11 protein-coding genes and 1 pseudogene are annotated in these 25,156 nt (G+C 75.2%); 10 read left to right on the forward strand and 2 right to left on the reverse strand.

The features are described from left to right. Positions 1-16: 16 nt before the first annotated feature. The 8 genes and pseudogenes from ABD363_RS16185 to ABD363_RS16220 all read left to right on the forward strand — a co-directional run. A pseudogene (locus ABD363_RS16185) lies at positions 17-7,531 on the forward strand (class I SAM-dependent methyltransferase); the annotation flags it as partial. 50 nt (positions 7,532-7,581) lie between these two features. Next, positions 7,582-13,995, forward strand: coding sequence for an amino acid adenylation domain-containing protein (locus ABD363_RS16190; RefSeq protein WP_344603991.1), 6,414 nt, complete (start codon positions 7,582-7,584; stop codon positions 13,993-13,995). A 187-nt stretch (positions 13,996-14,182) separates the two neighbouring features. Continuing rightward, on the forward strand, positions 14,183-14,404 hold the full coding sequence (locus ABD363_RS16195; protein ID WP_344603993.1) for an MbtH family protein: 222 nt from the start codon (positions 14,183-14,185) through the stop codon (positions 14,402-14,404). 28 nt (positions 14,405-14,432) lie between these two features. Beyond that, the gene (locus ABD363_RS16200) at positions 14,433-15,710 is read left to right on the forward strand and encodes a cation:proton antiporter (RefSeq protein ID WP_344603995.1); all 1,278 of its coding nucleotides are present in this window, start codon (positions 14,433-14,435) and stop codon (positions 15,708-15,710) included. Between the two features lie 37 nt (positions 15,711-15,747). Continuing rightward, entirely contained in the window at positions 15,748-17,232 is a 1,485-nt protein-coding gene (locus ABD363_RS16205; protein ID WP_344604162.1) for a tryptophan 7-halogenase, read from the forward strand. 18 nt (positions 17,233-17,250) lie between these two features. Continuing rightward, positions 17,251-18,444, forward strand: coding sequence for a cytochrome P450 (locus ABD363_RS16210; RefSeq protein WP_344603997.1), 1,194 nt, complete (start codon positions 17,251-17,253; stop codon positions 18,442-18,444). Positions 18,445-18,457: 13 nt separating this feature from the next. Next, positions 18,458-19,744 (forward strand): cytochrome P450, encoded by a 1,287-nt coding sequence (locus tag ABD363_RS16215; RefSeq protein WP_344603999.1) that lies wholly within the window; start codon positions 18,458-18,460, stop codon positions 19,742-19,744. A gap of 25 nt (positions 19,745-19,769) precedes the next feature. Next, the gene (locus tag ABD363_RS16220; protein ID WP_344604001.1) at positions 19,770-20,003 is read left to right on the forward strand and encodes a ferredoxin; all 234 of its coding nucleotides are present in this window, start codon (positions 19,770-19,772) and stop codon (positions 20,001-20,003) included. A 170-nt stretch (positions 20,004-20,173) separates the two neighbouring features. Here ABD363_RS16220 and ABD363_RS16225 read toward each other — a convergent pair whose 3' ends face one another. Continuing rightward, positions 20,174-21,319 (reverse strand): alpha-hydroxy acid oxidase, encoded by a 1,146-nt coding sequence (locus tag ABD363_RS16225; protein ID WP_344604003.1) that lies wholly within the window; start codon positions 21,317-21,319, stop codon positions 20,174-20,176. After that, a complete protein-coding gene (hppD, locus tag ABD363_RS16230) occupies positions 21,306-22,403 on the reverse strand; it encodes a 4-hydroxyphenylpyruvate dioxygenase (RefSeq protein WP_344604005.1) in 1,098 nt (365 codons plus the stop codon). The genes ABD363_RS16225 and hppD overlap by 14 nt, the downstream gene beginning before the upstream one ends. A 171-nt stretch (positions 22,404-22,574) precedes the next feature. Here hppD and ABD363_RS16235 point away from each other — a divergent pair, with 171 nt between their 5' ends. Both ABD363_RS16235 and ABD363_RS16240 read left to right on the forward strand, forming a co-directional pair. After that, complete coding sequence (locus ABD363_RS16235) at positions 22,575-23,906, forward strand: aminotransferase-like domain-containing protein (protein ID WP_344604164.1); 1,332 nt, start codon at positions 22,575-22,577, stop codon at positions 23,904-23,906. Next, positions 23,903-25,081, forward strand: coding sequence for a prephenate dehydrogenase (locus ABD363_RS16240; RefSeq protein ID WP_344604007.1), 1,179 nt, complete (start codon positions 23,903-23,905; stop codon positions 25,079-25,081). Before ABD363_RS16235 ends, ABD363_RS16240 begins: the two co-directional genes overlap by 4 nt. Positions 25,082-25,156: the final 75 nt, after the last annotated feature.

Here is a 25,156-nt window from a genome sequence, read left to right on the forward strand (position 1 = left end):
GGCCGTACGCGATCGGGTGGCCGGCTCGCTGCCCGAGTACCTGGTCCCGGCCGCCCTGGTCGTGCTGGAGGCCCTGCCCCTGACCGTCAACGGCAAGGTCGACCTCAGGGCGCTGCCCGCGCCGGAGTTCGCCGCCTCCACGGGGCGTGAGCCGCGTACCGCCGCCGAGAAGCTGATGTGCGAGCTGTTCGCCGAGGTGCTGGGCCGCGAGCGGGTGGGGGTGGCGGACAGCTTCTTCGAGCTGGGCGGCGACTCCATCATGTCGATGCAGCTCGCCGCGCGCGGCAACCGCAAGGGCGTCGTCTTCAGCGCCCAGGACGTCTTCGAGCACGAGACCCCGGCCGCCATCGCCGCCGTGGCACAGCTCGCGGACGGCACCGGCGGGCCCGAGCCTCACGAGGCCGACTCCGGCGGCGAGGTGCCGTGGACACCGGTGATGCACGCCCTGCGCGACCGGGCCCCGCGTGCCGTGGAGACCGGGAGCCTCGCCCAGTGGGCGGTCGTCGCGGCCCCGCCCGCCCTCGGCGAGAAGACGCTGGCCGCCGGTCTCGGCGCGGTGATCGGCACGCACGACATGTTGCGCGCCCGCGTCGAACCGGGGGCGGAGCCCACGCTGCTCGTGGCCGAGCGCGGCAGCGCCGACCCCGCCCGGCTGGTCACCCGGATCAGCGCGGCCACCGGCGCCTTTGGCAGCCTGGACGCGCTCGCCGACCGCGCCGCCCACGACGCGGTCGCCCGCCTCGACCCCACGTCCGGCGTCATGGCCCAAGCCGTGTGGATCGACGCGGGCCGGGCGACCGGACGGCTGGTGCTGGCCGTGCACCACCTGGCCGTCGACGCCGTGTCCTGGCCGGTGCTGCTCACCGACCTCCGGGCCGCGTGCGAGGCCGTGGCCGCCGGGCGGGAACCGGAGACGGCGCCCCCCGGGATCTCCTTCCGGAGCTGGGCCCGGAAACTGGCCGCCGAGGCACACAAGGACACCCGGACCGCCGAACTGCCCGCCTGGACCGCGCTGCTCGGCGAGGGCGACGCCCGGATCGGCCGCCGGCCGCTCGACCCCGCGCGGGACACCGCGGCGACCGTGCGCCGCTCCACCTGGACCCTGTCACCCGCGCAGGCCCGGCACCTGGTGAACCGCGCCCCCCACGCCTTCCACTGCGGCGTCCACGAGGTGCTGCTCGCCACCCTCGCCGGAGGCATCGCCCACTGGCGTGAGCGGACCGAGGGCGCCGGCACCGCCGTGCTCCTCGACATCGAGGGCCACGGCCGCGAGGCGCTCGACGGCGTGGACCTGTCCCGCACGGTCGGCTGGTTCACCAGCGTCAGGCCCGTGCGGCTGGACACCGCCGGAGCCGACATCGCCCAGGCGCTGGCCGGCGGGCCGGCGGCGGGAACACTGCTGAAGACCGTGAAGGAACAGGTGCGTTCCCTGCCGGGCGACGGGCTGGGCTTCGAGCTGCTGCGCCACCTCAATCCGCGGACCGCCCCCGCGCTGGCCGGGCTCCCCGTGCCCCAGATCGGTTTCAACTACCTCGGCCGGTCCGCCGCCCCCACCGGGACGGACGTCGAACCCTGGCAGACCACGGGCGGCATCGGCGGATCGGTCGACCCCGCCACACCGGTCAAGCACGTGATCGAGGCGGGCGCCGCCGTACGGGACACACCGGACGGGCCGGAACTGACCCTGAGCCTCAGCTGGGCCGGCGAGGTGCTGGACAGCGCCGACGCCGAGGCGCTCGGGCGGGCCTGGCTGGCGATGTTGAACGGGCTCGCCTCCCACGTCACCGACCCCGCCGCCGGCGGCCGCACCCCGTCCGACTTCCCGCTGCTCGACCTCACCCGGCAGGAGGTCGCCGAGATCGAGGCGGCGGTGCCGGAACTCGCCGACGCGTGGCCGCTCTCGCCGCTGCAGGAAGGGCTCCTCTTCCACGCCGCGTACGACGAGCAGGGACCCGACGTCTACGAGGGCCAGCGCTGGCTGGAGCTGACCGGACCGCTGGAGGCGGCCCGGCTGCGCGCCGCCTGGCAGGCCGTGGCCGCCCGGCACGCCACACTGCGGGCCGGGTTCCGGCAACTGGAGTCCGGGCGGTTCGTCCAGACCGTCGCCCGCGAGGTGGAGATCCCGTGGCGTACCGAGGACGTCTCCGACCTGCCCGAGGCCGAAGCGCTGACGGCGTTCGAACGGCTGGCCGCCGAGGACCGGGAGCACCGCTTCGACATCACCAGCGCGCCGCTGCTGCGGGTGCTGCTGGTGCGGATCGCCGAGCGGCGGCACCGGCTGGCGTTCACCAGCCACCACATCGCCTCCGACGGCTGGTCGCTGCCGGTGATGGTGAGCGAGGTCGCCCGGCTCTACGAGGCGGGCGGCGACCCGCGCGCCCTGCCGCCCGCCCCCTCCTACCGCGCCTACCTGGAATGGCTGGCGCGGCAGGACAAGGAGGCCGCGCGCGCGGCCTGGCGGGCCGAGCTGGCGCCCGTGGACGGACCGACGCTCGTGGTCCCGGCCGACCGGGTCACCGCGCCCGCCGAACCGCAGCGCGTGACGTACGAACTGGACGAGGAACTGAGCCGGGAACTGACCGCCCTCGGCCGGGGACGGAGCCTGACCCTCAACACCCTGCTCCAGGGCGTCTGGGCGGTTCTGCTGGCCCGGCTCACCGGCCGCACCGACGTGGTGTTCGGCACCACGGTCGCCGGACGCCCCACCGAGCTGCCGGGCGTCGAGTCGATGATCGGCCTGTTCATCAACACGCTGCCGGTGCGGGTCGGGCTCGACGGCGCGCAGCCGGTGCTGGAGATGCTCGCGGACCTGCAGGAGCGGCAGGTGGCGCTGATGCCCCACCAGCACCTGGGGCTCACCGAGATCCAACGGCTGACCGGGCCCGCCGCCACCTTCGACACCCTCGTCGTCTACGAGAACTACCCGCGCCCGCCGCTCGGTTCCGACGACCCCGACGCGCTGTCCGTCCGGCCCGTCGGAACGCCGCAGGACGCGGGCCACTACCCGCTCACCCTCGTCGCGGTCCTGGAGAACGAGCGGGTGCGCGGAGACCTCGTCTACCGGCCCGACGCCTTCGGGCGCGCGGACGTGGAGGAGCTGCTCGCCGCCCTGGTGCGGGTGCTGGAGCAGGTGGTGGCCGACCCGTCCGTCCCGGTCGGGCGGCTGGAGGCGACCGGGGCCGCGGAACGGGCCCTGGTGCTGGGGGAGTGGAACGACACCGCCACACCGGCCCGGCCCCGGGCCTCGCTCCCGGACCTGTTCGCGGCCCAGGCGGCCCGCACCCCGCGGGCGACGGCCGTCGTCGGCGCCGGCCGCGAGATGACCTACGCCGAACTGGAGCGGGAGGCCGGGCGGCTGGCGCGCCGGGTACGCGCCCTCGGCGTGGGCGCCGAGACACGGGTGGCGCTGCTGGTGCCGCGCTCGGTGGAGATGGTCGTGGCGCTGCTCGGCGTCTCGCGGGCCGGCGGCGCCTTCGTCCCCGTCGACCCCGCGCACCCCGCCGACCGGATCGCGTATCTGCTCGACGACGCGGCGCCCCCGGTGCTCCTGTGCACGACGGGGACGCGGGCCGCCGTGCCCGCCGGCTACCCGGGCCGGATCGTCGTCCTCGACGACCTCGACGACGCGACCCCGGCCGCGCACCCGTCCGAGGCGGTGCCGGTGGAGCCCGAGCAGGCCGCGTACGTCATCTACACCTCCGGCTCCACCGGCGCCCCGAAAGGCGTCGTGGTCCCGCACGCCGGCCTGGGCAACCTGGCCGCCGCGCAGATCGACCGCTTCGCCGTCGGACCGGACGCGCGCGTCCTGCAACTGGCCTCCCCCGGCTTCGACGCGGCGGTCTCCGAACTGCTGATGGCGCTGCTGTCCGGCGCCGCCGTGATCGTCGCGCCCGCCGAGACCCTGCCCCCGCAGGTGTCGCTGGCCCAGGCGCTGCGCCACTGGGACGCCACCCACGTCACCGTGCCGCCGAGCGCGCTGGCCACCGCGGACGAGCTCCCCGACGGCCTGCGGACGCTGGTGGTCGCCGGCGAGGCGTGCCCGCCCGCCCTGGCCGACCGCTGGGCCGGCAGCCGCCGCATGATCAACGCGTACGGTCCGACCGAGACCACCGTGTGCGCGTCGATGAGCCCGCCCCTGGCCCCGGGAGCGGACGCCGTCCCGATCGGCGCCCCCATCGCCAACGGGCGGACCTACGTCCTCGACGCCTTCCTGCGGCCGCTCCCGCCCGGCGTCACCGGCGAGCTGTACGTCGCGGGCGCCGGCCTGGCCCGCGGCTACCTGGGCCGGGCCGGGCTGACCGCCTCCCGGTTCGTGGCCGACCCGTTCGCGCCCGGCGAGCGGATGTACCGCACCGGCGACCTGGCCCGCTGGACCCCGGACGGGCTGCTGGTCTTCGCCGGGCGCACGGACGCGCAGGTCAAGGTGCGCGGCCACCGCGTCGAGCCGGGCGAGATCGAGGCCGTGCTCGCCGAGCACCCGGGCGTGGCGCAGGCGGCGGTCGTCGCCCGCGAGGACACCCCCGGCGAGCGGCGGCTGATCGGGTACGTCGTGCCCGGCGCCGACCGCGGCCGTGACGAGCGGATCGCGCGCGACCAGGTCGACGAGTGGCGGGTGCTGTACGACTCCGTGCACGCCGAACCCGCCGACGCCGAGTTCGGCGAGAACTTCACCGGCTGGAACAGCAGCTACGACGGACAGCCCCTTCCGCTCGCCGAGATGCGCGAGTGGCGGGAGCGCACCGTGGCCCGGATCCGCGCGCTGCGGCCCCGCCGCGTGCTGGAGATCGGCGTCGGCACCGGACTGCTGCTGTCCCGGCTGGCCGGGGACTGCGAGGAGTACTGGGGCACGGACTTCTCCGCCCCGGTCGTCGAGGAACTGCGCCGCCACGTCGAGCGGGATCCGCGGCTGGCCGCGAAGGTGCGGCTGCGGGTGCAGGCCGCGGACCGGACCGACGGGCTGCCCGAGGGACACTTCGACACCGTCGTGCTCAACTCCGTGGTGCAGTACTTCCCCGACGCGGACTACCTGCGGGACGTGCTCGGCCGGGCACTGCGGCTGGTCGTGCCCGGTGGCGCGGTGTTCGTCGGCGACGTGCGCAATCACCGGCTGCTGCGGCCGTTCGCGACCGCCGTCGAGACCGCGCGCGCCGCCGGCCGGGACGCCGCCGCCGTGCGCCGGGCGGTGGAGCAGCACCTCACCGTCGAGAAGGAACTGCTGGTCGACCCGGAGTTCTTCGCCGCGCTCGGCGCCGGACTGCCCGACGTGGCGGGCGCCGACATCCGGGTCAAACGGGCCCGGCACCACAACGAACTGAGCCGGCACCGCTACGACGTGGTGCTGCGCAAGACCGGCACGGCCACCCTGTCCGTCGCCGACGCGCCCCGGCTGACCTGGACCGAGGCCGGCGGCCTCGCCGCGCTGGCCCGCCACCTGGAGTCCGCGCGCCCCGACCGGCTGCGGCTGACCGGCGTGCCCAACTCCCGCGTGGCGCACGAGGTCGCGCTGGCCCGCGCCCTCGACGAGGGCGCCCCGCCCGCGCCCGGAAGGACCGCGCCCGGCCCGGACGTCGAGGAGCTGCACGACCTCGGCGACCGGCTCGGCTACTGGGTGGGCGTCACCTGGTCGGCGACCGCGCCGGACGAACTGGACGCCGTGTTCGTCCGCACCGGACTCACCGCGTCCGCGGCCGTGGTGGACGTCTACACACCCGCCCCGGCGCCGCCGCCGGCCGTCACCAACGACCCCGCCGCCGGCCGCGGCACCGGCGCCCTGCTCGCCGAACTCCGCGAACACGCCGAGCGGCGGCTGCCCGCCTACCTGGTCCCGACCGCCCTCGTGCCGATGGAGCGGCTGCCGCTCACCCCCAACGGCAAGCTGGACCGGCGCGCGCTGCCCGCCCCCGACTTCGCCGGCCGCGCGGGCGGACGCGATCCCCGCACCCCCGCCGAGGCGCTGCTGTGCCGCCTCTTCGCGGAAGTGCTGGGACTGGAACGGGTGGGCGCCGACGACAGCTTCTTCGCGCTCGGCGGCGACTCGATCACCTCGATGCAGCTCGCCTCGCGGGCCCGCCGCGAGGGCGTCGTGCTCACTCCCCGGCAGGTCTTCGTCGAGAAGACGCCCGAACGGCTCGCCCTGCTCGCCGAGGCGGCCGTCGCCGAGGAGGCGGCGACGGGCGAGGTGCCGTGGACACCGGCCATGCGGGCCGTGCCGGCCGACGGGACCGTGCCCGCCCAGTGGGTGACCCTCGCCGCCCCCGCCGGCCTCGACCGGACGGCCCTGGCCCGCGCGCTGCGGGCCGTGCTCGACACCCACGCGATGCTGCGCTGCCGCATCGACGGCGCCGGCGCGGGACCGGTCGTCGGCGAGCCCGGAGCGCCGGACGCGGCCGGGCTGATCGACCGGATCGACGACGGCGGGCGCCTCGACGACGCCGTGGCCCGCGCCGTGTCCCGGCTCGACCCGGCCGCGGGCGTGCTGGCCCGGCTGGTGTGGGCGGACGCCGGCCCGGAGAGCCGGCTGGTGCTCGTCGTCCACGAGCTGGTCGTGGACGACGAGTCGTGGCGGATCCTGGTGTCCGACCTGCGGACGGCGTACGAGGCCGCGGCGGCCGGACGGGAACCCGTGCTGGAGCGGGCGGGCACGTCGTACCGGCGCTGGGCGCGTCTGCTCGCCGCGCAGGCGACGGCCGCGGAGCGGATCGCGGAACTGGACGGTTGGGCGGCGCTGCTGGGGGCCGGCGAACGGATCCCCGCCGCCGGTGCCGAGACCCGCGCCACCTGGTCGTTGACACCGCAGGTCACGGCCGTGCTCACCGGCCGCACCCCGGAGACCTTCCACTGCGAGCCGTCCGAAGTGGTCCTCGCCGCCCTGGTGGGCGCCGTCGCGGAGACCGGCGCCGCCACCGGCGCCCTGGTGGACCTGGAGATCTCCGGCAGGCGGCCCGTCGACGGGGCCGACCCGGCCCGCACGGTCGGCCGCTTCGCGCACCGCGTCCCCGTACGCGTCGACCTCGCCGGAGTCGACCTCGCCTCGGCACGGGCCGGCGGCGCGGCGGCCGGGAACCTGCTGAAGACGGTCAAGGAGCAGACGCGGGCGATGCCCGGCGACGGCCTGGGGTACGGGCTGCTGCGCCACCTCAACCCCGAGACCGCGCCCCGGCTCGCCGCCCTCGCCCCGCCCACGCTGGCGTTCGCCTACCACGGCCACGTCCCGGACACCGCGGAGCCGTGGCAGCCCCTGGGCCGGCCCGCCGCCACCCGGCCCCCGGCCCACGCGGTGCACGCCACCGCCGGGCTGCGCCGCACACCGGACGGCCCCGAACTGACCCTCGAACTCCGCGGCCGGGCCGCCGCCGCGGACCGCGGCGCGCTCGAACGGCTCGGCCGGACCTGGCACGAACTGCTCGGCGGCCTCGCCGCCCACACGGACGACCCCGCCGCCGGCGGCCACACCCCCTCCGACTTCTCCCTCCTGGACCTCGCGCAGAGCCAGATCGAGGAGCTGGAGGCGGGACTCGCCGACGACAAGTGACAGCACCCGACCGCAGACCCCTGTGACAGGCCCTTGTGAGGAGTAACGCGATGCCCCGATCCCTCGTCGAAGACGTGTGGCCGCTGTCCCCGCTCCAGGAGGGCCTGCTCTTCCACGCCGCCCTGGACGACCGCGGCGGGCCCGACGTGTACACCGTGCAGGCCGTGCTCGCGCTCGACGGACCGGTGGACGGCGCCCGGCTGCGCGCCTCCTGGGAGGCGCTGGTGGCCCGCCACGCGGCGCTGCGCGCCTGCTTCCGCCATGTCAGCGGCGCCCGGATGGTGCAGGTCATCGCCCGCGAGGTGACCCTGCCGTGGCGCGAGGAGGACGTCAGCGCCCTGCCGGAGCCGCAGGCGGCCGCCGCCGCCGACCGGGTGGCCGGCGAGGAACTGGCCCGGCGGTTCGACCTGGCGGCGGCCCCGCTGCTGCGGATCGCCCTGGTCACCCTCGCCGAGGACCGGCACTGGATGGTCGTCACCAGCCACCACGTGCTGATGGACGGCTGGTCGATGCCGGTCGTGATGAGCGAGCTGTCCGCCCTGTACGCGGCCGGCGGCGACGCCTCCGGGCTGCCGCCCACCGCCTCCTACCGCGACTACCTCGGCTGGCTGAACCGGCAGGACAAGCAGCGGGCCCGGGACGTGTGGCGGGCCGAGCTGGCCGGGCTGGACGCCCCCACCCTGGTCGCGCCCGCCGACCCCACCCGCCTGCCCGACTCCGGCTTCGTCCTCACCGACCTCTCCGAGGAACTGACGGCGGGTCTGACGGGCCTGGCGCGCCGGCACGGGCTGACCCTCAACACGGTCGTGCAGGGCGCCTGGGCGGTCGTGCTGGCGCAGCTCGCCGGGCGCACCGACGTGGTGTTCGGCGCCACCGTCTCCGGCCGGCCCGCCGAACTGCCCGGCGTCGAGTCCATGGTGGGACTGCTGATCAACACCCTGCCGGTGCGGGTGCCCCTGGACGGGCGGCAGCCCGCCGTCGAGATGCTGACCGCCCTCCAGGAGCGGCAGGCCGGGCTGATCGCCCACCAGCACCTCGGCCTGCCCGAGGTGCAGCGCCTCGGCGGCCCCGGCGCGGTCTTCGACACCCTCGTCGTCTACGAGAACCTCCCGCACGCGCCCGGCGGGCCCGGCTCCCGGGGCCTGTCCATGCGCCCGGCGAAGCTCTCCCGCGACACCGCCCACTACCCGTTCACGCTGGTCGTCGCCCCCGGCGACCGGCTGCACGTCAAACTCGACCACCAGCTGGAGCTGTTCGACCGCGGCACCGCCGAGGCGGTGCTGGGCCGGCTGATCCGGGTGCTGGAACAGCTCGCCGCGAACCCGCGGACGCCCGTGGGGCGGCTCGCCGTGGTCGGCGGGCCGGAACGGGAGCGCGTGCTGCACGAGTGGAACGCCACCGGGGCGGCCGTGCCCGGGAGTTCGGTGCCCGAGCTGTTCGCCGGGCAGGCGGCCCGCACCCCCGACGCGGTCGCCGTCGTCGACGGCGAGCGGACCCTGACGTACGCCGGGCTCGACGCCGACGCGGCCCGGCTGGCGGGCCGTCTGGCGCGGCAGGGCGTGGGACGCGGCGACCGGGTCGCCGTCCTCCTGGAACGCTCGGCCGACCTGCTGACCGCGCTGCTGGCGATCTGGCGCACGGGCGCCGCGTACGTGCCCGTCGACGTGACCGACCCGGCCGAGCGGATCACGTTCCTGCTGAAGGACTGCGCGCCGACCGCCGTGCTGTGCGCCCGCGCCACCCGCGCCGCCGTGCCCGAGGACACCCCGGTGGCGCCGCTCGTCCTCGACGACCTGACCGCCGGCGGGGACGAGCCGCCGTCGGTGCCGGTGACCGCGGACGACGTCGCGTACGTGATGTACACCTCCGGCTCGACCGGGACGCCCAAGGGCGTGGCCGTGCCGCACGGCGCGGTCGCCGCGCTCGCCGGGGACGCGGGCTGGGGCGTGCACGCGGACGACGCGGTGCTGCTGCACGCCCCGCACGCCTTCGACGCCTCCCTGTTCGAGATCTGGGTGCCGCTGGTGTCCGGGGCCCGCGTGGTGGTGGCGGAGCCGGGCGTGGTCGACGCCCTGCGGATCCGTGAGGAGACCGCCGCCGGGGTGACCGTCCTGCACCTGACCGCGGGCACCTTCCGGGTGCTCGCCGAGGAGGCGCCGGAGTGCTTCACCGGGCTGCGCGAGGTGCTCACCGGCGGCGACGTCGTACCGCCGCAGGCCGTGCGGCGGGTGCGGCAGGTCTGCCCGGAGCTGCGGATCCGGCACCTGTACGGGCCGACCGAGACCACCCTGTGCGCCACCTGGCACCTCCTCGGACCCGGCTCGCCCGACACCGGCACGCTGCCGATCGGACGGCCGCTGGCCAACCGCCGGGCCTACGTCCTGGACGCCTTCCTGCAGCCCGTGCCGCCCGGGGTGCCCGGCGAGCTGTACATCGCCGGTGAGGGCGTGGCGCACGGGTACGCCGGGCGGGCCGCCCCGACCGCCGAACGGTTCGTGGCCGACCCGTACGCGCACGGGCGGCGGATGTACCGCACCGGGGACCTGGCCCGCTGGACCGACGACGGCGAACTGGTCTTCGCCGGCCGGGCCGACGCCCAGGTCAAGATCCGGGGCTTCCGGGTGGAACCGGGCGAGGTGGAGGCCGCGCTCGCCGCGCAGCCCGGCGTCCGGCAGGCCGTCGTCGCCGCCCGCGACGACGGCCCCGGCGGGAAGCGGCTGATCGGCTACGTGGTCGCCGACGGGCCGGACCTCGACCCCGAACAGATCCGGGCACAGGTCGCCGGGGTGCTGCCGGAGTACATGGTCCCGGCGCTGGTGATGGCCATGGTCACGCTGCCGGTCACCGCCAACGGCAAGGTCGACCGCATGGCGCTGCCCGCCCCCGACTTCCTCACGCGGGCCGCCGGACGCGCCCCGGAGAGCGAGACCGAGCAGCTGATGTGCACGCTCTTCGCCGAGGTGCTCGCCCTCGGCGAGGTCGGCGCCGAGGACAACTTCTTCGAGCTCGGCGGCGACTCCGGCCTCGGCATGCGCCTCGCCCGCCGGATCCGCGAGGAACTCGGCGTCGACCTGCCGATCCGGCAGTTGTTCTCGGCGCCCACCCCGGCCGGTGTGGCCCGGGCGCTCGCCGCCCGCGTCCGGCCCGTGCTCCGGCGGGTCGAGGACCGCCCGGACCCGCTGCCCGTCACCGCGGGCCAGCTGCGCACCTGGCTGCTGGACCGGCTCGCCGGCGACGGCGGGACCGCGCCCGCCCAGCACGCGCTCGCGCTGCGGATGCGCGGCGCCCTCGACCGGGACGCGCTGGCGGCGGCGCTGGGCGATGTCGCCGACCGGCACGAGATCCTGCGCACCACCTTCCCCGGCGCCGGCCGCTCGGTACGCCAGCAGGTGCTGGAGCCGGCGGCCGGGCGGCCCGCGCTGCGGCTCGTCCGGGCCCGCGAGGAGGACCTGCCCGCACTGCTGGAGCGGGCGACGGCCCACACCTTCGACCTCACCCGCGACGTGCCCTGGACGCACACCCTGTTCGCCCTCTCCGACACCGACCACGTCCTGCACCTGCTCGTGCACCGCATCGCCGCGGACACGCAGTCGGCCGGCGTGCTGATGCGCGACCTGGCCGCGGCCTACGGCGCCCGGCGCCGGGGCCGCGCCCCCGAACGGGCGCCGCTGCCGCTGCAGTTCGCCGACTACGCGCTGTGGGAGCAGGAGCTGCTGAGCGGCGAACGGAACCGCGAGACCCTCGCCTGGGACGAGATCCAGTACTGGCGCGGCGCCCTCGAAGGCGCCCCGGAGACCCTGGAACTGCCCACGGACCGGGCCCGCCCGGTGCTGCCCACCCGCCGGGCCGGATCCGTGCCGGTCCGGCTGGGCGCCGCGGCGCACGCCCGGCTCGCCGCGGCGGCCCGGCCGTCGGGAGCCTCCGTGTTCACCGCGGTCCAGGCGGCGCTCGCGCTGCTGCTCGGCAGGCTCGGCGCGACCGACGACGTCACCGTCGGCACCGTGCTGCCGCGCAGCGACGACGAGGTCGAGCTGGACGGGCTGATCGGCGCCTTCGAACGGCCCCTCGCCCTGCGCACGGACCTCTCCGGCGACCCCACCTTCGCCGACCTGCTCGGCCGGGCGCACGAGGCGGGCCGCGAGGGCCGCCGCCGCCAGGACGTGCCCTTCGCCCGGCTGCTGGAGGCCCTCGACCTGCCGCCCGCCCCCGACCGGCACCCCGTCTTCCAGGTCGCCCTCGACGTCCGCGACGAGGACGAGGACCCGTGGGACGCCTGGCAGCTGCCGGGGCTGAACACCAGCCCCGTCGACCTCGGCACCGACGCCATGGAGTTCGACCTGTCCCTCCACCTCGACCGGACCGAGCAAGCCGACGGCTCCCCCGGCGACCTGACCGGCGAACTGCGGTACGCCACCGACCTGTTCGACCGGGACACGGCGGCCGTGCTCGCCGCGCGCCTGGTCCGGGTCCTGGAACAGGTCGCCGAGGATCCGGAGCTGCGGATCGGGGACGTCGACCTGCTGCTGGACGACACCGAACGGCGGGCGGCCCCGGAACTCGACGACGCCGCCGGCACCGAGCCGCCCGGGACGACGGTCGTCGAGGCGCTGGCCGCGCGGACGGCCGCCACGCCCGACGCGGTCGCGGTGGCGGACGCCTCCGGGTCGCTCACGTACGCCGATCTGGACGCGGCGGCGCGGACGCTGGCGCGGCGGCTCGCGGCGCGGGGCGTCGGAGCCGAGGACGTCGTCGCCGTGGACCAGCCCACGGGCACCGGGCTGGCCGGCGCGGTGGCCGGGGTGCTGCGGTCCGGCGCCGCGCTCCGGCTGGTCCGCGGCCCGGACCGGGCCCTCGGGGGGATCCGTCCGGCGGCCGTGGTCACCACCGCGGCCCGCGCCGGGTCCTGGGCGTTTGCCGGGGACCTCCCCGTGCTGCTCACCGACACCGGCGAAACCCCCGCCCAGGACGCCGCCCTGCGCCCCGCGCTCCCCGGTCACCCCGCCCTGCTGCTGCCGGCCGGGGACGGCTCCCACGCGGTCGTCGAGCACCGCACGCTCGCCGCCCGCGCCGCGCACCGCGCGCGCACCTCGCCCGTCTCCGGGGTGACCCTGCTGGACACCCGCGTGCCGGCCGCGTCCCTGATCACCCCGCTGCTCGCCGCCCTGAGCGCCGGCGGGACCGTGCGCTTCGGCACCCCCTCCGCCGACGGGCCGGGCGCCGACCTCCTGGTCACCACCGGCGCCCTGCTCGCCGGACAGGCCGCGGGCGCACCGCCGTACCCGGAGGTCCTGGTCGTCGACGAGGAGCCGCACCGGCTCCCCGCGGACACCACCCGCGTCACCGGTCACGCCCTCCCCGAGACCGGCGGCACCTGGCTGGAGGCGCGGCTCGGCCCCGGCGAGCACCCGCCCGCCGCCGGACTCCCGGCGGGACGGCCCCTCCCGCACACCCTCGCCTACGTCCTGGACGACCGGCTGCGCCCGGTCCCCGCCGGGGTCGAGGGAGACCTGTACGTGGCGGGCGGCACCCTCGCGCGGGGATACACGGGGCGGCCCGCGCCGACCGCCGAGCGGTTCGTCGCCGACCCGTACCGGCCCGGCGGCCGGATGCTGCGCACCGGCGAGCGGGCCAGGCGCGACGGCGAGGGCGTGCTGTCGCTGCGCGGCCGGCGGACCCCGCAGGCCGGCAGGCCGGTGGGCCGGGGCGGCAGCGAACTGGGCGTGCTGCTGCCGCTGCGCCCCGAGGGCAGCCGGGCACCGCTGTTCTGCCTGCACCCGAGCATGGGCCTGAGCTGGTCGTACGCGGCGCTGGTGCCGTATCTGCCGGCCGACCTGCCGGTGTACGGCGTGCAGGCGCGCGGGCTCGCCGGGCCCGAGGAACTGCCGCACAGCGTCGAGGAGATGGCCGCCGACTACGCCGACGAGATCCGCACGGTGCAGCCCGAAGGCCCCTACCACCTGCTCGGCTGGTCCTTCGGCGGCGTGATCGCCCAGGCGGTCGCCTGCCGGCTGGAGGACCTGGGCGAGGAGGTCGCGCTGCTCGCCCTGCTCGACGCCTACCCCGGCAGCGCCGGGAAGTCGGTCTCCCGGGACCGCGGGGTCTCCCGCGAGGAGCAGGCGTCGACGCTGATGGAGCAGGAGATCGAGGTGTCGGCGGGCGTCGACGCGCGCGGCAACCTGGGCGACCGGGTGCTGGCGCGGATGCAGGAGGTGCTGGGCAACATGGCCCGGTTCGCGCCCGGCCACGCCCCGCGCCGCTTCGGCGGTGACGTCCTGCTGTTCATCGCCGCCCACGACCGCCCGGCGGACCTGCCCGTCTCCGAGGCCAGGGTGGTGTGGGAGCCCTTCACCGGCGGCACCGTCGAGGCCCACGAGATCCCGGTCGACCACTACCGGATGCTCCATCCCGGACAGCTCGCCCCGGTGGGCCGCGTCCTCACCGGGAAACTCACCGCTTCCGGATGACCCGCCGCGCCCGGGAAATCCGGCCGCGTCCGGGAAATCCGGCGGCGTCCGGGAAATCCGGCGCTCCCGGCATCCAGCCGCGCCGAGAACCACATCTCGAACCACATCGAGACCACATCTCGAACCACATCGAGACCACATCTCGAACCACATCGAGAATCAACCGGAACAGAAGGCGGACGATCCCATGACGAACCCTTTCGACAACGAGAACGGCACCTTCCTCGTGCTCGTCAACGACGAGGGCCAGCACTCGCTCTGGCCGGTGTTCGCGGAAGTGCCGCAGGGATGGACCACCGTGTTCGGCGAGGCGAGCCGGGCGGAATGCCTGGAATTCGTCGAGCAGCACTGGACCGACATGCGGCCCAAGAGCCTCGTCGCCCGGACCGAGGACGCCGCCACGGCCTGAGCGGCGGCGCGCGGACGGAAGGAGAGGCGTGGACACCGAACAGGTGACCGCCGTGGTCATCGGTGACGTCGCGCTCATCGTCGTCGTCTCCTGGCTGCTGGGCGCGCTGGCCCGCCGGCTGGGGCAGCCGACCGTGATCGGGCAGATCGCGGCGGGTGTCGCTCTCGGCCCCACCCTGCTCGGCCGGCTGCCGGGGGACGTGACGAAGACGCTCTTCCCGCCGGAGGTGCTGCCGTTCCTGACGGTGCTCTCCCAGGTCGCCGTCGTGATCTTCATGTTCCTCGCCGGATACGAGATCAACTACCGGCAGCTGCGCAGCGGCGGCCGGTCCGTGCTGGCGGTGGCCGCGCTGTCGCTGCTGGTCCCGGCCGGACTCAGCACCGGCGCGGTGACCCTCCTCGACGGGGTGTTCACCGCGGTCGAACCGGGCGCGGGCGGGCGGACGTTCGTGATGTTCATGGCGGTGGCCTGCTCGGTGACCGCACTGCCGGTGCTGGTGGCGATCGTCCGCGAGCGCGGCATGGCGGGCACCCCCACCGGCACGGTGGCCACCACCGCGGCCGGGATCATGGACGTGGCCGCCTGGCTGGTGCTGGCCGCCGCGTTCGCCGGCACCGGGCACTCCTCGGGGCCGTCGTGGCTGACGGCGCTGGTGCTGATCGTGCTGTTCGGCGCGGTGATGTTCCTGGTGGTGCGCCCCCTGCTCGACCGGCTGCTGCGCCGCTCGGAGTCGTGGCTGCTCAGCCCGGTCCCGCCGGCGCTGGGGCTCGCGCTGGGCAGCGCCTGGGTGACGTCCGAGCTGGGCCTGCACCCGGTGTTCGGCGGCTTCCTCGCGGGACTGGTCATGCCCCGCCGCAACGAGGTCCCGGACGCCGAGGTGCTGCAGCCGATGGAGCAGACCGCGGGACTGCTCCTGCCCCTGTTCTTCGTCACCACCGGGCTGAAGTTCGACGTCGGCACGCTCGACGCCGACGGGCTGGTGCTGCTGGCGCTGATCCTGGGCATCGCCGTCGTCGGCAAGCTCGGCCCGGCGTACGCGGCCTGCCGGTTCACCGGGCTCGGCCCCCACCGGTCGGCGCGGGTGGCCGCGCTGGTGAACACCCGCGGCCTCACCGAACTGATCGTGCTCAACGTGGCGCTCGAAGCCGGGGTGATCGGACCCGGGCTCTTCACGGTGCTCGTCCTCATGGCCCTCGTCACCACTTTCATGACCGGGCCGCTGCTGACCTTGATCGGGCGAAAAGAGCGTCCGCGCAAGGAAATTGGACGAGTTGACGAACCCGCCGGGCGAATTCAGGCTCAATGAGAAAGCAGACACGGACAGGGAGTTGACTGTGGCAGCAGTGACCGAAGAATTCGACGTGGCCGTCGTCGGCGGCGGACCCGCCGGTTCCACCCTCGCCGCACTCGTCGCCAAACGAGGGCACCGGGTCGTCGTACTCGAAAAGGAGAACTTTCCGCGCTACCAGATCGGCGAATCGCTGCTGCCGTCCACCATTCACGGCGTGTGCCGGCTCTCCGGCGCCGCGGACGACCTCGCCGCGGCGGGCTTCCCGCTCAAGCGCGGCGGCACCTTCCGCTGGGGCGCCCGCCCCGAGCCGTGGACCTTCGCCTTCTCCGTCTCGCCCCGCATGGCGGGCCCGACCTCCGTGGCCTACCAGGTCGAGCGGTCCAAGTTCGACGACATCCTGCTGAAGAACGCCCGCAAGCAGGGCGCCGACGTCCGGGAGGGCTGTGCGGTGCGCGGGGTCCTCGAGGACGGCGAACGGGTGTGCGGGCTCACCTACACCGACCCCGACGGCGCCGAGCGCGAGATCCGCGCCCGGTACGTCGTCGACGCCTCCGGCAACAGGAGCCGGCTCTACAGCAAGGTCGGCGGCACCCGCGAGTACTCCGACTTCTTCCGCAGCCTCGCCCTCTTCGGCTACTTCGAGAACGGCAAGCGGCTGCCCGAGCCCAACCGCTTCAACATCCTGTGCGTGGCCTTCCAGAGCGGCTGGTTCTGGTACATCCCGCTCAGCGACACCCTGACCAGCGTCGGCGCCGTCGTACGGCGGGAGATGGCCGAGAAGATCCAGGGCGACCCGGAGCAGGCGCTGCGGGCGCTGATCGACGAGTGCCCGATGATCGCCGACTACCTCTCCGACGCCACCCGCGTCACCGAGGGCCAGTACGGCGAGATCCGGGTCCGCAAGGACTACTCGTACCACCAGACCACCTTCACCCGGCCCGGCATGATGCTCGTCGGCGACGCCGCCTGCTTCGTCGACCCGGTCTTCTCCTCCGGCGTGCACCTGGCCACCTACAGCTCGCTGCTCGCCGCCCGCTCCCTCAACAGCGTCCTGGAGGGCACGGTCGACGAGGACGCCGCGATGAAGGAGTTCGAGGCCCGCTACCGGCGCGAGTACGGCGTCTTCTACGAGTTCCTCGTCTCCTTCTACGAGATGCACCGCGACGAGAGCTCCTACTTCTGGCAGGCCAAGAAGGTCACCGCGAACAGCGAGCCGGAGCTCCAGGCGTTCGTCGAACTGATCGGCGGCGTCTCCTCCGGCGAGCAGAGTCTGATGAACGCCGGGGCGCTGGGCGACCGGCTGGCGCAGAACTCCGACGAGTTCGCCACCGCCGTGGAGAAGCTCGCCGCCGCCGAGGACGGCAGCTCCGTGCCGCTGTTCGGCTCCTCCGTGGTGCGCAACGCCATGCAGGAGGCGGGCCGGGTGCAGATGCGGGCGCTGCTCGGCGAGGACGCCGAACCCGAGGCGCCCATGTTCCCCGGCGGCCTGGTCTCCTCCGCGGACGGCCTGTGCTGGCTGCCGGCCACCACCGCCTGAGGGAGGCGAGCCACGACGATGGCGTCCCGTGACGTCCCCGTGTACCACCGCCGCGACCGGTTCGACCCGCTCCCGGAGCTGGTCGCGCTGCGCACCGAGTGCCCGGTGCTGCGGACCGGACTGCACGGCGGGCCCTCCGACCAGGTCGTGGGCTGGCTGGTCACCGGCATCGACGAGTCCCGAGAGGTGCTCGGCGACCAGCACCGGTTCACCATGCTCCCGCCCGCCGACACCGAGGCGCAGTCCCGCCGGCTGCAGAACATCGGCAACCCCCTGCACTACGACCCGCCGGAGCACACCCGGCTGCGCCGGATGCTCAACCCCGAGTTCACCATGCGGCGCCTGCGGCGGCTCCAGCCGCGGATCGAGGCCGTCGTCGAGGAGTGCCTCGACGCGATGGAGCAGGCCGGGGCGCCGTCCGACCTGATGCACCACTTCGCCTGGCAGATCCCGGGCCGGACCGCCTGCGAGCTGCTGGGCGTGCCCCGCGACGACCGGGCGGAGCTGTCCCGCCACCTCGACATCACCCGCGACGACGGCCGCGGCCGGGCCCGCCAGATGGCGGCCGGCCGGGCCTACCGCGCCTACTTCCGCCGGTTCGCCGCACGGCAGCGCCGCGATCCCGGCGACGACCTGCTGGGCATGCTGGTGCGCGAGCACGGCGACGAGATCACCGACGAGGAGCTGGAGGGCCTGGCCGCGTCGCTGACCTCCGCCGGCATCGAGAACGTCGCCAGCATGCTGGGGCTCGGCACCCTCGTGCTCCTCGAACACCCCGACCAGCTCGCCGCGTTGCGCCGGGACCCCGGGCTGATCGACCGCGCGGTGGAGGAACTGCTGCGCTACGTCTCGGTGATCCCGACCCTCTCGCCGCGCACCGCGCTGGAGGACGTGCCGCTCGGCGGGCACGTGGTGCCGAAGGGGGAGCGGGTCGTCTGCTCCGCCTTCGCGGCGAACCGGATCGCCGCCCCCGGCGGCGGTCCCGAGGACGGCTTCGACATCACCCGCGAACCCGCCCCGCACCTGGCGTTCGGGCACGGCGTGCACCACTGCCTCGGCGCCCCGCTGGCCCGGATGCAACTGCGCACCGCCTACCTGGCGTTGTGGCGGCGCTTCCCGGATCTGCGGCTCGCCGTGCCCGCCGAGGAGATCCGGTTCCGGACGCCGTCCTCGCGGGTCTACTCCCTGGACGCACTGCCGGTGGCCTGGTAGGAGGACGACGTTCATGCCGCAGCGAACCCCGCACCACACCCCGCAGCAAGCCCCGCGGGCCCCACAGGCCTACCCCGAACTGCTCTACACCCGGCGCACCCGGTTCGACCCGGCGGACGACCTGCGCGCCGCGGCCCCCTTGAGCAGGTACGTCATCGGCCCCAACGAGTCCGACGAGTGGGTCTGGCTCGCCACCGGCTACGCCGAGGTCCGCCGGATCCTCGGCGACCACACCAACTTCAGCACCCGCCGCCGGTGGGGCGCCGAAGGACCGGACTGGCGCCCGCCGGAGCTGGTGGGCCATCTGATGGACTACGACCCGCCCGAGCACACCCGGCTGCGCCAGATGCTCACCCCCGAGTTCACCGTACGGCGGCTGCGCCGGCTGGAACCGGACATCGAGGCGATCGTCGAGGAGCACCTGGACACCGTCGAGGCCGCCGGACCGGGCGCCGATCTGATGCAGCTGTTCGCCCAGCCCGTGCCGGGCGAGGTGCTGTGCGAGCTGATCGGCGTGCCGCGCGACGACCGGCCCGAGTTCCTGCGCCACTGTCACCGGCATCTCGACTTCTCCCGCAGCCGCAAGGTGCGGGCGGCCGACGGCGCCGCGTTCTCCCGCTACCTGGTGTCGATGGTGGCGCGGCAGCGCGAGGACCCCGACGACGGGTTCATCGGCGCGCTGGTGCGCGAACACGGCGACGACTTCACCGACGACGAGATGCGCGGCGTGTGCGTGCTGCTGATCCTCGCCGGCATCGACAACATCGAGGGCATGATCGGCCTCGGCGTCCTGGCGATGCTGGAGAACCCGGACCAGCTGCCGCTGCTGCTCGGCGACCGCGACGGCGGGGGCGGGATTCCCGACCGGGGCGAGGGCCCCGGCCGGGGCGACGGCGGCCGGCTCGCCTCCGACCGCGCCCTGGACGAGCTGATCCGCTACATGTCGGTGGCGAACGCGCCCACCCCGCGCACCGCCGTGAACGACGTGGAGATCGGCGGCCGGGTGATCCGGGCGGGCGAGACCGTCATCTGCTCGCTCACCATGGCCAACCGCGACCCGGCCCTCACCGACGGACCGGACCGGCTCGACCTCGCCCGCGAGCCGGTCGCCCATGTCGCCTTCGGGCACGGCGTCCACCACTGCCTGGGCGCCGCGCTGGCCCGTACCGAGCTGCGCATCGCCTACCAGGCGCTGTGGCGGCGCTTCCCACGACTGCGGCTCGCCGTGCCCGCCGGGGAGGTGCGCTTCTACAACCGCGCGCTCGCCCACGGAGTGCACCGGCTGCCGGTCGCCTGGTGACCGGCGGAGAGGAGACGGCGGACCGATGGAGATCCGGATCGACCGCGACAAGTGCGTGAGCGGCGGCGTCTGCGCGATGTTCGCGCCCCAGGTCTTCGACCAGGACGACGAGGGGGTGGGCGTCGTCGACGACGCCGCGCCGGCCGCGGAACTCGCCGCGGCCGTGCGGTCGGTCGTCTGGCGCTGCCCGGGGCACGCCATCACGGTCCACGACCAGGAACCGGCGTCCACGGACGAGGCCCCCCGGGCCCGCCGCTGAGCCGCCGGCCGCGAGCCGGGAGGAGGCCGGGGCCCGGCGGGAAGGCGGGGCCCGGCACCGGGACGGCGACCGGCGGAGAGCGGGACCCGGCGGAGGGACGACGCCCGGCGGGGAGGCGGGGCCCGGCACCACGAGCGTGCCGGGCCCCGCCGTTCCGTCGGGCGCGTTCGCTACCCGCTCCGGGCGCCGGCGCCCCGCACGCTCCCGCCGCCCGGGGCCGCCAGTGTGGTCAGCCGCCGTGCCTCGGCGACCCCCGCGCATCCGGCCAGCCCCAGCGCGTCCGTCAGTTCACCGGCCAGGATGTCCAGCACGCGCCGGACGCCGTCCTCGCCGCCGGCCGCCAGCCCCCAGACCGGGGCGCGGCCCACCAGCACGCCCGACGCGCCGAGCGCGAGGGCCTTGAGGACGTCCGTGCCGCTGCGCACACCGCCGTCCAGGAGGACCTCGCAGGCGCCGCCGACCGCCTCCACCACGTCGGGCAGCGCGTCCACGGCGGTCACCGCGCCGTCCAGCTGGCGGCCGCCGTGGTTGGAGACCACCAGGGCGTCGACGCCGTGCTCCACCGCGCGCCGCGCGTCCTCGGGGGCCAGAACGCCCTTGAGCACGATCGGCAGCCGGGTGCACTCGCGCAGCCGTTCCACGGACGACCAGGTCAGCGACCGGGAGAAGGTCTCCGCCGTGTGCACGGCCACCGCCGACGCCCCGTGGCCGCCGCGGTGCGCCGTCGAGGCCCCGCCGCCCAGATGGACCGCACGGACGTGGTCCGGCAGCGTGAACCCGTTGCGGACGTCACGCAGCCGGCGGCCCATCCACGGCACGTCGACGGTGAGCACGATCGCCTCGCAGCCGGCGTCCTCCGCCCTGCGGACCAGTTCCAGCGTCCGCCCGGTGTCCCGCAGCCAGTACAGCTGGAACCACACCGAGCCGCCGGCCGCCGTGACCTCCTCCACCGGCACGCTGCTCAGCGTCGCCACGGTGAACGGCACACCCGCCGCCTTCGCGGCCCGCGCGGTCGCCGACTCGCCCTCGGGATGGACCAGCCGGTGGTACGCCACCGGCCCGATCGCCACCGGCATCCGCACCGCCCGCCCGAGCAGCGTCGACTCCGCGCCGCACGCGGACACGTCGTTGAGGACCCGGGGGCGCACGAACACGCCGTCGAACGCCGCCCGGTTGGCCGCGAGCGACAGCTCCCGGCCGCTGCCCCCGGCGACGAAGTCCCACACGTCGGGCGGCAGGGCCGCGGCGGCGGCCCGCTCGACGTCGTCCAGGTCGAGCGGGACCGCCGCGCCCCGGCCCAGGTCACCGCGGACCATGCTGCCCGGTCTTCTCCAGCTCCACCGCCTCGTACAGCGCCTTGATGTTGGCGCTGCCGAACGTCCCCGCGCCCTGCCGCTCGATGATCTCGAAGAACAGCGTGCGCTTGGGGTGCGTGGAGGCGGTGAATATCTGGAACAGCTGGCCGCCGTGGTCCTCGTCCGCGAGCAGCTGCGCCTCCCGCAGCGCGCCGATGGAGTGCGCCGCCGGCTCGATACGGCCGCCGAGCAGGTCGTAGTAGGCGTCCGGGGTCCTCAGGAAGCGGACCCCGCGGCCGCGCAGCGCGCGGACCGAGCGCACGGCGTCGTCGCTGGAGAAGGCGATGTGCTGGACGCCGGCCCCGTCGTGGTTCTTCAGGAAGTCGTCGATCTGGCCGGGCTCGGCCCGGGTGTCGGGCTCGATGAGGGTGAGGGTCACCGCGCCGTTCGGGCTCTGCACCACCTTCGACTCCATCGCCTGCGCGCCGACGACGATCCGCTCCTGGAAGATCTCGCGGAAACCGAGGGCGTTGCGGTAGGACCGCACGGTCGTGCCGAGGTCCCCCGCGGGGAGGCAGACGGCGAAGTGGTCGATCTCCAGCAGCCCCACCTCGCCGGACCAGGACGGCCGCTCGCCGGCGACGGGGGTGAACCCCGCCGGGAGCCCGCCCGGCGCACCGGGCTCGCGCTCCACCAGCGTGTGGACGACGTCCCCGAAGCCGCCGATGAGCGCGGTCGCGCGCGGCCCGTCCCCGGAGTGCCGCCGCGGCTCGCGCAGCGCACGGGCCCCTCCGGCCACGGCGGCGGCGAACGCGGCGTCCGCGTCCCGGGTGCGCAGCGCGATGTCGGCGACCCCGTCGCCGTGGGCCGGGAGGTACGCGGACGCGGGGTGCCGGTCGCTCAGCGGGGTCGTCAGGACCAGGGTGATCCCGCCGTGCCGGAGCGCGACACCGCGGTGGTCGGCGGAAACGCTCTCGCCGGCCACGGAGAAACCGTATGCGTCCTGCCAATCGCGGGCCGCTGCCGCCAGGTCCTCCACATACAGCTCGACGTAGTCGATCGTGTAGTGACTGATGGGTCGATCCGCGCTCGCTCGATCATTCATGACGGTCCCTGGGTCGAAGAAGGATCGGGATTTGCGGCACAACCGTACAACTCGACCGGCGAATATCGCACTTGTCAGAAACGAACACCCGAAGGCGCTGGTCAGGGCCGTCTTCCAGGTGTCAAAGAAGCGGCGTTGTCGCAGCTGACGGCGTACGTGATACTGACCCCCATGCAGATCCGGGAAAATCTTGCCGAATTGAGTTCGGAGCCGCTGCATGCCTCGCTCGCCGCTGCGTCCATGGAGTCGATGAATCTGCTGAACAATATCGCCGGGGCCTATCCCGAGGCGATATCGTTCGCGGCCGGCCGGCCCTACGAGGGATTCTTCGACACGGAACAGCTCCACGAATACCTGAAGGTGTTCGCGGATCATCTGCGAAGTGAGCGGGGAATGACGGAACAGCAGGTCTCCCGCACCCTCTTCCAGTACGGCGACACCAGGGGCGTCATCACCGAGCTGATCGCCCGCAACCTCGCCGTCGACGAGGGCATCGACGCCGACCCGCGCTCCGTCGTCGTCACCGTCGGCTTCCAGGAGGCGCTGTTCCTGGTGCTGCGCGTCCTGCGCGCCGACGACCGCGACGCGCTGCTCGCCCCGTCCCCCACCTACGTCGGCCTCACCGGCGCCGCCCTGCTCACCGATCTGCCGGTGCTGCCGGTGCCCTCCGGGCCGCACGGGCTCGACCTGGGGGAGCTGGTGCGCCTGCTGCGCGCCGCGCGCGACGCCGGCCGCCGGGTGCGCGCCTGCTACGTCACGCCGGACTTCGCCAATCCCGTCGGCGTCAGCATGACCGTCGCCGACCGGCACCGGCTGCTGGAGATCGCCGCGTCGGAGGGCCTGCTGCTGCTGGAGGACAACCCCTACGGGCTCTTCCACCGCACCCCCGACCGGCGCCCGCCCACGCTGAAGTCGCTCGACGCCGAGGGCCGGGTCGTCTACCTCGGCTCCTTCGCCAAGAGCGGCGTCGCGGGCGCGCGGGTCGGCTTCGCCGTCGCCGACCAGCCGGTGGGCGACGGACTGCTCGCCGACGAACTGTCGAAGGTCAAGAGCATGCTGACGGTGAACACCTCGCCGATCGCCCAGGCCGTCATCGGCGGCAAGCTGATCGCCAACGACTTCAGCCTGGTGGCCGCCAACGTCAGGGAAACCGCCGTGTACCGGAGCAACCTGACCCGGGTCCTGGAAGGGCTCGCCGAACGGTTCCGGGACTGCGCCGGAGTGACCTGGAACGAACCCGACGGCGGGTTCTTCGTGGTCGTCACCGTGCCGTTCACCGTGGACGACGCCTTCCTGGAGCACGCGGGGCGCGAACACGGCGTGCTGTTCACGCCCATGCACCACTTCTTCGGCGCGGGCACCGAGTCCCGCCAGCTGCGGCTGTCCGTCAGCACCCTGACGCCGGAGCAGATCGAGGAGGGACTCGACCGGCTGGCCGCCGCCGTCACCTCACGCCTGCCCGGCGGCAGCGCCGCCGGCGTCGCCACCGGGGCGGCCTCGTGATCCGCACCCTGGCCGTCGTCGGCACCGGACTGATCGGCACCTCCGTGGCGCTCGCCGCCGCCCGGCGCGGCGTCACCGTCCACCTCCTCGACGCCGACGCGGCCGCGGTCCGCACCGCCGAGCTGCTCGGCGCCGGCACCGCGCAGCCGCCCGGGGAACCGGTGGACCTCGCGGTGCTCGCCGTACCCCCGAGCAAGGTCGCCGACGTGCTCTCGGAACAGCAGGCGCGGGGCCTGGCCCGCAGCTACACGGACGTGGCCGGCGTCAAGGCCGGCCCCGAACGCGAGGTGCTGGCCCGCGCCCCGCGGCCCACGCACTTCGTCGGCGGCCACCCGATGGCCGGCCGGGAACGCTCCGGGCCGCTCGCCGCACGCCCCGACCTCTTCCAGGACCGGGTGTGGGTGCTCACCCCCTCCCGGCTCACCTCCAAGCCCGCCTTCGACCGGGCCCTGGACCTGATCGCCCTGTGCGGAGGGGTGCCCGCGGTCATGCAGAGCGCGGCCCACGACGAGACCGTGGCGCTCACCTCCCACGCCCCGCACCTCATGGCCAGCCTGGTCGCGGCCCGGCTCGGCGGCCGGTCGCCGGGCACCGCCCTCCTGGTCGGCCAGGGGTTCCGGGACGCCACCCGGATCGCCCGCGGCGAGGCCCGGCTGTGGACCGACATCATCGAGACCAACGCCGCCGAGGTCGCCAGCGTCCTCACCGCCCTGCAGACCGACCTCACCGAACTGCTCACGGCGGTGCGGGACCTGTCGGCGCGGGACCCGCGGAACCGGACGCGGAGCCGGCGCGACCTCACCGGCCTGCTGGAACGCGGCATCGCCGCGCTGGAGGCGCTGCCCGCCCCGGCCTGCGGCCCGCGCGCCGCCGGCACCGCCCACGTCGACGTCACCGTCGCCGGGCGCCCCGGCGAACTCGCCCGGCTCCTGGACACCGCGGCCGGATACGGCGCCGGACCCGACACCGTCGCCGCGCCGGTCGCCCCGCACGGCCCGGACGGGCCGCTGGTGATCCGGTTCGAGCTCGCCCCGGCCGAGGCGGATGCCCTGGCGGGGCAACTGGCCTCCGCGGGCTGGGACGTCGGCCGCGGGGACGGGGCGCCCGCCGGCGCCGCGCGCCCGGACGGCGTACGGGACGGGACCGAGCCCGCTCTCGCCGGGGCTCCCGGCTGACCGCGGCCGCCGCCGTCGGCGCCGCGCGTGACCGGGCCCGCTCCCGGCGGCCCCCTTCGGACCCCGCCGCGCACA

This window comes from Streptomyces glaucus, assembly GCF_039533365.1.
Taxonomy (GTDB): Bacteria; Actinomycetota; Actinomycetes; order Streptomycetales; family Streptomycetaceae; genus Streptomyces; species Streptomyces glaucus.

What these genes read in the sequence shown, in the direction of transcription:
- ABD363_RS16190 (WP_344603991.1), top strand. Translation starts at nt 7,582, where the DNA reads ATGCCCCGATCCCTCGTCGAAGACGTGTGGCCGCTGTCCCCGCTCCAG.
- ABD363_RS16195 (WP_344603993.1), top strand. Translation starts at nt 14,183, where the DNA reads ATGACGAACCCTTTCGACAACGAGAACGGCACCTTCCTCGTGCTCGTC.
- ABD363_RS16210 (WP_344603997.1), top strand. Translation starts at nt 17,251, where the DNA reads ATGGCGTCCCGTGACGTCCCCGTGTACCACCGCCGCGACCGGTTCGAC.
- ABD363_RS16215 (WP_344603999.1), top strand. Translation starts at nt 18,458, where the DNA reads ATGCCGCAGCGAACCCCGCACCACACCCCGCAGCAAGCCCCGCGGGCC.
- ABD363_RS16220 (WP_344604001.1), top strand. Translation starts at nt 19,770, where the DNA reads ATGGAGATCCGGATCGACCGCGACAAGTGCGTGAGCGGCGGCGTCTGC.
- ABD363_RS16225 (WP_344604003.1), bottom strand. Translation starts at nt 21,319, where the DNA reads ATGGTCCGCGGTGACCTGGGCCGGGGCGCGGCGGTCCCGCTCGACCTG.
- hppD (WP_344604005.1), bottom strand. Translation starts at nt 22,403, where the DNA reads ATGAATGATCGAGCGAGCGCGGATCGACCCATCAGTCACTACACGATC.
- ABD363_RS16235 (WP_344604164.1), top strand. Translation starts at nt 22,575, where the DNA reads ATGCAGATCCGGGAAAATCTTGCCGAATTGAGTTCGGAGCCGCTGCAT.